The sequence below is a fragment of the Azospirillum formosense genome (assembly GCF_013340925.1).
GTDB lineage: Bacteria > Pseudomonadota > Alphaproteobacteria > Azospirillales > Azospirillaceae > Azospirillum > Azospirillum formosense.
The window spans coordinates 1-5056 of sequence record NZ_WHOR01000343.1; the positions used below are offsets into that span (position 1 = coordinate 1).

Annotated in this window: 7 protein-coding genes; 2 read left to right on the plus strand and 5 right to left on the minus strand. The window is 69.3% G+C overall.

Features of this window, described 5'->3' with window-relative positions:
- The first annotated feature begins 70 nt into the window (after nt 1–70).
- A complete protein-coding gene (locus GBZ26_RS26680; RefSeq protein WP_174441418.1) occupies nt 71–1243 on the plus strand; it encodes a porin in 1173 nt (390 codons plus the stop codon).
- A gap of 136 nt (nt 1244–1379) precedes the next feature.
- The gene (locus tag GBZ26_RS26685) at nt 1380–1802 is read left to right on the plus strand and encodes a VOC family protein (protein ID WP_174441419.1); all 423 of its coding nucleotides are present in this window, start codon (nt 1380–1382) and stop codon (nt 1800–1802) included.
- 40 nt (nt 1803–1842) lie between these two features.
- Here the strand turns inward: GBZ26_RS26685 and mnhG are convergent, their stop codons facing one another.
- The 5 genes from mnhG to GBZ26_RS26710 are packed head-to-tail and all read right to left on the minus strand — an operon-like array spanning nt 1843 to nt 4991.
- On the minus strand, nt 1843–2244 hold the full coding sequence (gene mnhG, locus GBZ26_RS26690) for a monovalent cation/H(+) antiporter subunit G (RefSeq protein WP_174441420.1): 402 nt from the start codon (nt 2242–2244) through the stop codon (nt 1843–1845).
- A complete protein-coding gene (locus tag GBZ26_RS26695; RefSeq protein WP_174441421.1) occupies nt 2241–2522 on the minus strand; it encodes a K+/H+ antiporter subunit F in 282 nt (93 codons plus the stop codon). Before GBZ26_RS26695 ends, mnhG begins: the two co-directional genes overlap by 4 nt.
- A complete protein-coding gene (locus GBZ26_RS26700; protein WP_174441422.1) occupies nt 2519–3007 on the minus strand; it encodes a Na+/H+ antiporter subunit E in 489 nt (162 codons plus the stop codon). Before GBZ26_RS26700 ends, GBZ26_RS26695 begins: the two co-directional genes overlap by 4 nt.
- Nucleotides 3004–4623 (minus strand): monovalent cation/H+ antiporter subunit D, encoded by a 1620-nt coding sequence (locus GBZ26_RS26705; protein WP_174441423.1) that lies wholly within the window; start codon nt 4621–4623, stop codon nt 3004–3006. The genes GBZ26_RS26700 and GBZ26_RS26705 overlap by 4 nt, the downstream gene beginning before the upstream one ends.
- Nucleotides 4624–4646: 23 nt before the next feature.
- On the minus strand, nt 4647–4991 hold the full coding sequence (locus tag GBZ26_RS26710; RefSeq protein WP_014197933.1) for a Na+/H+ antiporter subunit C: 345 nt from the start codon (nt 4989–4991) through the stop codon (nt 4647–4649).
- Nucleotides 4992–5056: the final 65 nt, after the last annotated feature.

A 5056-nucleotide genomic window follows, 5' to 3' on the forward strand; every position in this document is an offset into this window, starting at 1 on the left:
ACCCTAACCCTCTCCCCAGAGGGGAGAGGGAACTTGCTCCGCTTTCCCACACCCTGGAATGACGACGCCCATGAACGCCTTCTCCCTTCGCGCCGCCGCTCTCGCCGGCACCGCCTTCGCCGCCCTGACGGCGGCTCCGGCCCTGGCCGAGCCGAGCTTCGACCTGATCCTCGGCGGCGATGCCTATTTCCAGGGCGCCTACATCCGCCAGCAGCAGGATGACGGCCTGCGCCCGCGCGAGTTCGCCAACCGCTACCGTCTGGTCGTCACCCCGACGGCCACCGCCGACAACGGCCTGACCTACGGCGCGCGGCTGCGCATCGTGGCGGGCAACGGCGATCCCACCGTCTCGACCCGCAACATCGAGAACGACCGCGCCTTCCTCTTCGCCAACGGCGCCTTCGGCACGATCCAGGCCGGCGTCATCAACGGCCTGTCGGACGAGTACGGGATGATCGGCCCGAACGTCGAGGGCGTGGCCGGCAGCCCGGACAGCAACGGCATCCTGTTCCTCAACGGCTCCTCGACCTTCGGCGCCCTGCCGCTGGCGGCGACCAGCATGCGCACGCTGATCGCCTACGACACCGGGACCAAGCTGATCTACATCACGCCGAGCTTCGGCGGCCTGTCGGCGGCGGTGTCCTACATGCCGCGCAGCGGCGACTCCAACAGCTCGGTCAACCGCCGCACCACGGACGTGCTGGGTGACCTGCTGTCCTTCCGCGACGTGGTCGAGGCCGGCGCCGCCTTCCAGACGGCGGTGGGAGATTTCAGCGTCGAGGGCAGCGCCTTCTACGCGACCGGCCAAGCGGTGCGCCAGACCGACGGCGTCGTCAGCCAGTCCTTCGAGGACCTGAACTCCGTCCATGTCGGGGCCAACCTCGGCTACGGTCCGGTGAAGGTCGGCGCCAGCTACGCCTACAGCGGCGACAGCGGCTACGCCGAGGGCCTCGCCCAGACGCGGGCGCAGCAGAACTGGATCTTCGGCGCGCAGTACAGCGCGGGGCCGCTGCTGTTCGCCGCCAACTACCTGCGGGCGCTGGGCAACGACAGCGCGACCATGTCCACGCCGAGCAAGGCGGACATCTGGCAGGGCGGCGTCACCTGGACCGTCGCGCCCGGCTTCACCGCCGGGTTGGAGTACGACTACGTGCAGTCCACCCTGCAGGCGGGCCGCCCCGACGGCGGCGACCTCAAGGACCGCGCGCACATCGTGATGCTCGACACCCGTCTGGCCTTCTGATCACGGCGGCCCCGGTTCGCGTTCCGGACCGGGGCCGCAGCGTTTTCGCGGGCTTGCTCCCCGCTTAAATCGTTTGTTGGCACCACGGAGCGCGGTCTACCCTGGCCACCCGAACCAACTTAAAAAGGGTGCGCCGGTGTTCGCGTTCCATCTCGCCTTTCCCATCCGGGACATCGAGGAAACCCGCCATTTCTACGTCGACGTCCTGGGCTGCCGCGAAGGGCGCTCCACCGAGCGGTGGATCGATTTCGACTTCTTCGGCAACCAGATCTCCGCCCACCGCTCGTCCGAGCCGCGCTCGACCGAGACCAGCATGGTCGACGGCAAGGCGGTGCCGCTTCATCATTTCGGGGCGGTGCTGCCGCGCCCGGTGTGGGACGCGCTGAGGGAACGTCTGGAGGCCGCCGGCGCGACCTTCCTTCTGGAGCCGCAGATCCGCTACCCCGGCAAGCCCTCGGAGCAGGGGACCTTCTTCATCCTCGACCCCTCCGGCAACGGGCTGGAGTTCAAGAGCTTCACCGACGACTCCGGCATGTTCGCCCAGGTCGAGGCGACCTGAACGAGAGAGGTCGAGGCGACCTGACGCACTGAAGGAAAATCTATACTGGCGGAGCGGCGTCCGGGGCCGGCGGCGCGGCGGTCTGGACCGGCGGGGCCGGCGGGGCCGCCGGCACGTCGTCGCTGCCCTCGCTGCGGTCGCGGTAGAGGGCGGCGCGGGCGAGCAGCATCAGCGTGATCGGCGTGGTCACGAGCATGGAGACCGCGATCAGGATCTCGTGCAGAACCAGCCGCGACTGGAGCACGGTGAAGCACAGCATCGAGGCCAACAGCACGAAGCCGATGCCCATGCTGGTCCCCAGCGTCGGGGCGTGGACGCGCTCGTAAAAGCTGCGCAGCCGCACGAACCCGATGGACCCGATGAGCGCCAGCGCGGAGCCGAGCAGCAGGAACAGCGCCACCGGGATCGCCGCCCAGACCGGCAGGTCGGCCAGATGCGTCATTCGATCACCTCTCCGCGCATGAGGAACTTCGCCAGGGCCGCCGTCGCGACGAAGCCGAGCAGCGCGATGATCAGCGCCGCCTCGAAATAGAGCGTGCTGCCGGTGCGGATGCCGAAGGTCAGCAGCAGCATCGTGGCGTTGACGTAGAGCGTGTCGAGCCCGAGCACCCGATCCTGCGCCCGCGGCCCGCGCAGCACGCGGAAGGTCGCGCAGGCCATCGCGGCGACCAGCATGATCTGCGCCAGGAAGATCGACCAGAGCAGCAGCGTGGCGGTCATTCGAAGATCTCCATCAGGCGCTTCTCGTACCGTCCCTTGATGGTGTCGATCCAGGTCTTCTCGTCGACCAGATCGAGGATATGGAGAAGGATGGTGTTGTTCGCGGAATTGTACTCCACCCAGATCGTCCCCGGTGTCCCCGTGATGATGCAGGCCAGAGTCGCCAAACCGTAAGGGGCGCGCATGTCCAGCGGAATGTGGAGAAAACCGGACACCCGCTCCGTCTTGCGCGGATTGAGGATGATCTTGACGACCGCGAGGTTGGAGCGCGCGATGTCGGCGATGACCAGCGCGGCGAGCGCGAAGGCGGCGCGCGGCCGCTTCAGCCGCCCGCCCGGCGGGTCGAGCGCCCGGAAGCCCCAGAGCGCGACCGTCGCCAGGATGCCGCCCATCAGGATGGAGCCCAGAGCCACGCTCTCGGTCAGCAGCAGCCATATCGCCACGAGCGCGGCGGTCAGCAGCGGATAGGGCAGCCAACGCTTCATGGCGCAACCCCCTTGCCGGTTCCCGGCGCCGCGGGCGCCATCACCCCCTGGATGTAGCGTTGCGGCCCGTGAAGGGAGCGGGCGGTGTCCTCCATGTAGCGCATCACCGGCCCGGCCTGGACGGTCAGCGCCACGCAGAGCGCCAGGAGCATCATCACCGGACCGAGTTCGACGAGGCGCACGCGCGGCAGCTCGCCCGCGGGCGACGCCCAGAAGACGTCGATGCCGGTTCGGCTCATCGCGACCACCGTCGCCAGGCCGGACAGGATCAGCGCCGCCATCAGCGCCCAGGTGGTGAAGGGAAGCCCCTCCGCTCCCTGCGCGAGCATCGGCGCCAGGATGGCGAACTTGGCGAGGAAGCCGGAGAGCGGCGGCAGGCCGGCGAGCAGCAGCGCGCAGGCCATGAAGGCGATGCCGAGGATCGCCATGATCGCCGGGATCGACACGCCGATGGCGTCGTCGTCGTCCGATTCCTCGTCCTCGCCCTCGCCGAAGGCCTCGCGCGTCACCGCCAGCACGTCGGCGCCGACCATGCGGCCGCGTTCGACCAGCTCGATCAGCAGGAACAGCCCGGCGATCGCCAGGATGGAGCTGGTCATGTAGAACAGCGCGCCGCCGGTCACCGCCGTCTGCCCGGCGCCGACGGCGGCCAGCAGCGTGCCCGAGGAGACCAGCACGCTGGCGCCGGCCAGCCGCGCCAGATTCTGCGTCGCCAGCACCGCGATGGAGCCGAAGGCGATGGTCAGGACCCCGCCGATCAGCAGCCAATGCCCGCCGAACCCCGCCGAGGTCCCGGCGCCCTCGCCGAAGACCAGCAGCCAGATCCGGATGATCGCGTAGATGCCGACCTTGCTGAGGATCGAGATGATCGCGGCGGACGGCGCCCCGACCGTGGTGTAGGTGTTCGGCAGCCAGAAGCCCAGCGGCCACATGCCCGCCTTGATGAGGAAGGCGACGCCGAGGATCGCCGCCCCGGCCTCCAGCAGCCCACGGTCCTCCGGCGCGATCCCGGCGATGCGCACGGCCAGCTCGGCCATGTTCAGCGTGCCGGACACGCCGTAGATCATGCTCACCCCGATCAGGAAGAGCAGGGACGCCGCCAGGTTGATGGCGATGTAATGCAGCCCGGCGCGCACGCGGGCGAGGCCGGAGCCATGCAGCGCCAAGCCGTAGGACGCGGCCAGCATGATCTCGAAGAAGACGAAGAGGTTGAACAGGTCGCCGGTCAGGAAGGCGCCGTTCAGCCCCATCAGCTGGAACTGGAACAGCGAGTGGAAGTGCGCCCCCGCCTTCTGCCAGCGCGCCAGCGCGAAGACCAGGGCGGACAGGCCAAGGATGCCGGTCAGCACCAGCATCATCGCCGACAGCCGGTCGAGCACCAGGACGATGCCGAACAGCGACGGCCAGTCGCCCAGCCGGTAGACGCGCACGGTGGCGTCCGCCCCGGTGGCGGTGTGGTCCGTCAGATAGAGCAGCAGAACCGCCAGCGCCAGCAGCGCCGACGCCGACGCCACGCCGAGCGTGGCCTTCAGCGCCCGCCGCCGCTCGTCGATCAGCATCAGCAGCGCACCGACCAGCAGCGGGATGATGATCGGCGCAATCACCAGATGATTCATCCAAGCGCTCATTGGCCACCCGTTCACCGGGACTTCTCCTTGCCGTCCACATGGTCGGTTCCGGTCAGGCCCCGCGCGGCGAGGAGCAGGACGAGGAACAGCGCCGTCGTCGCGAAGCTGATGACGATGGCCGTGAGGACCAGGGCCTGCGGCACCGGGTCGGCGTGGGTGGCGAGGCTGCCGGCCATGCCGCGCTCCAGCACCGGGGCCGCCCCCGTGCGCAGGCCGCCGGTCGAGAAGATGAACAGGTTGACGGCGTAGGAAAGCAGCGACAGGCCGATGATGACCTGGAAGGTGCGGGGACGCAGCAGCAGCCAGACGCCGGAGCCCGTCAGCACCCCGATCCCGAGGGCGAGGATAAGTTCCATCAGTCGTCTCCGGTTGCGGCGGGCGGGGGGCGCGCGGGGGCGGGGGGGGGGGGGGCGGGCCCTTT

Coding starts and splice junctions, on each gene's coding strand:
- GBZ26_RS26680 (WP_174441418.1), top strand. CDS start 71: ATGAACGCCTTCTCCCTTCGCGCCGCCGCTCTCGCCGGCACCGCCTTC.
- mnhG (WP_174441420.1), bottom strand. CDS start 2,244: ATGACGCATCTGGCCGACCTGCCGGTCTGGGCGGCGATCCCGGTGGCG.
- GBZ26_RS26695 (WP_174441421.1), bottom strand. CDS start 2,522: ATGACCGCCACGCTGCTGCTCTGGTCGATCTTCCTGGCGCAGATCATG.
- GBZ26_RS26700 (WP_174441422.1), bottom strand. CDS start 3,007: ATGAAGCGTTGGCTGCCCTATCCGCTGCTGACCGCCGCGCTCGTGGCG.
- GBZ26_RS26705 (WP_174441423.1), bottom strand. CDS start 4,623: ATGAATCATCTGGTGATTGCGCCGATCATCATCCCGCTGCTGGTCGGT.
- GBZ26_RS26710 (WP_014197933.1), bottom strand. CDS start 4,991: ATGGAACTTATCCTCGCCCTCGGGATCGGGGTGCTGACGGGCTCCGGC.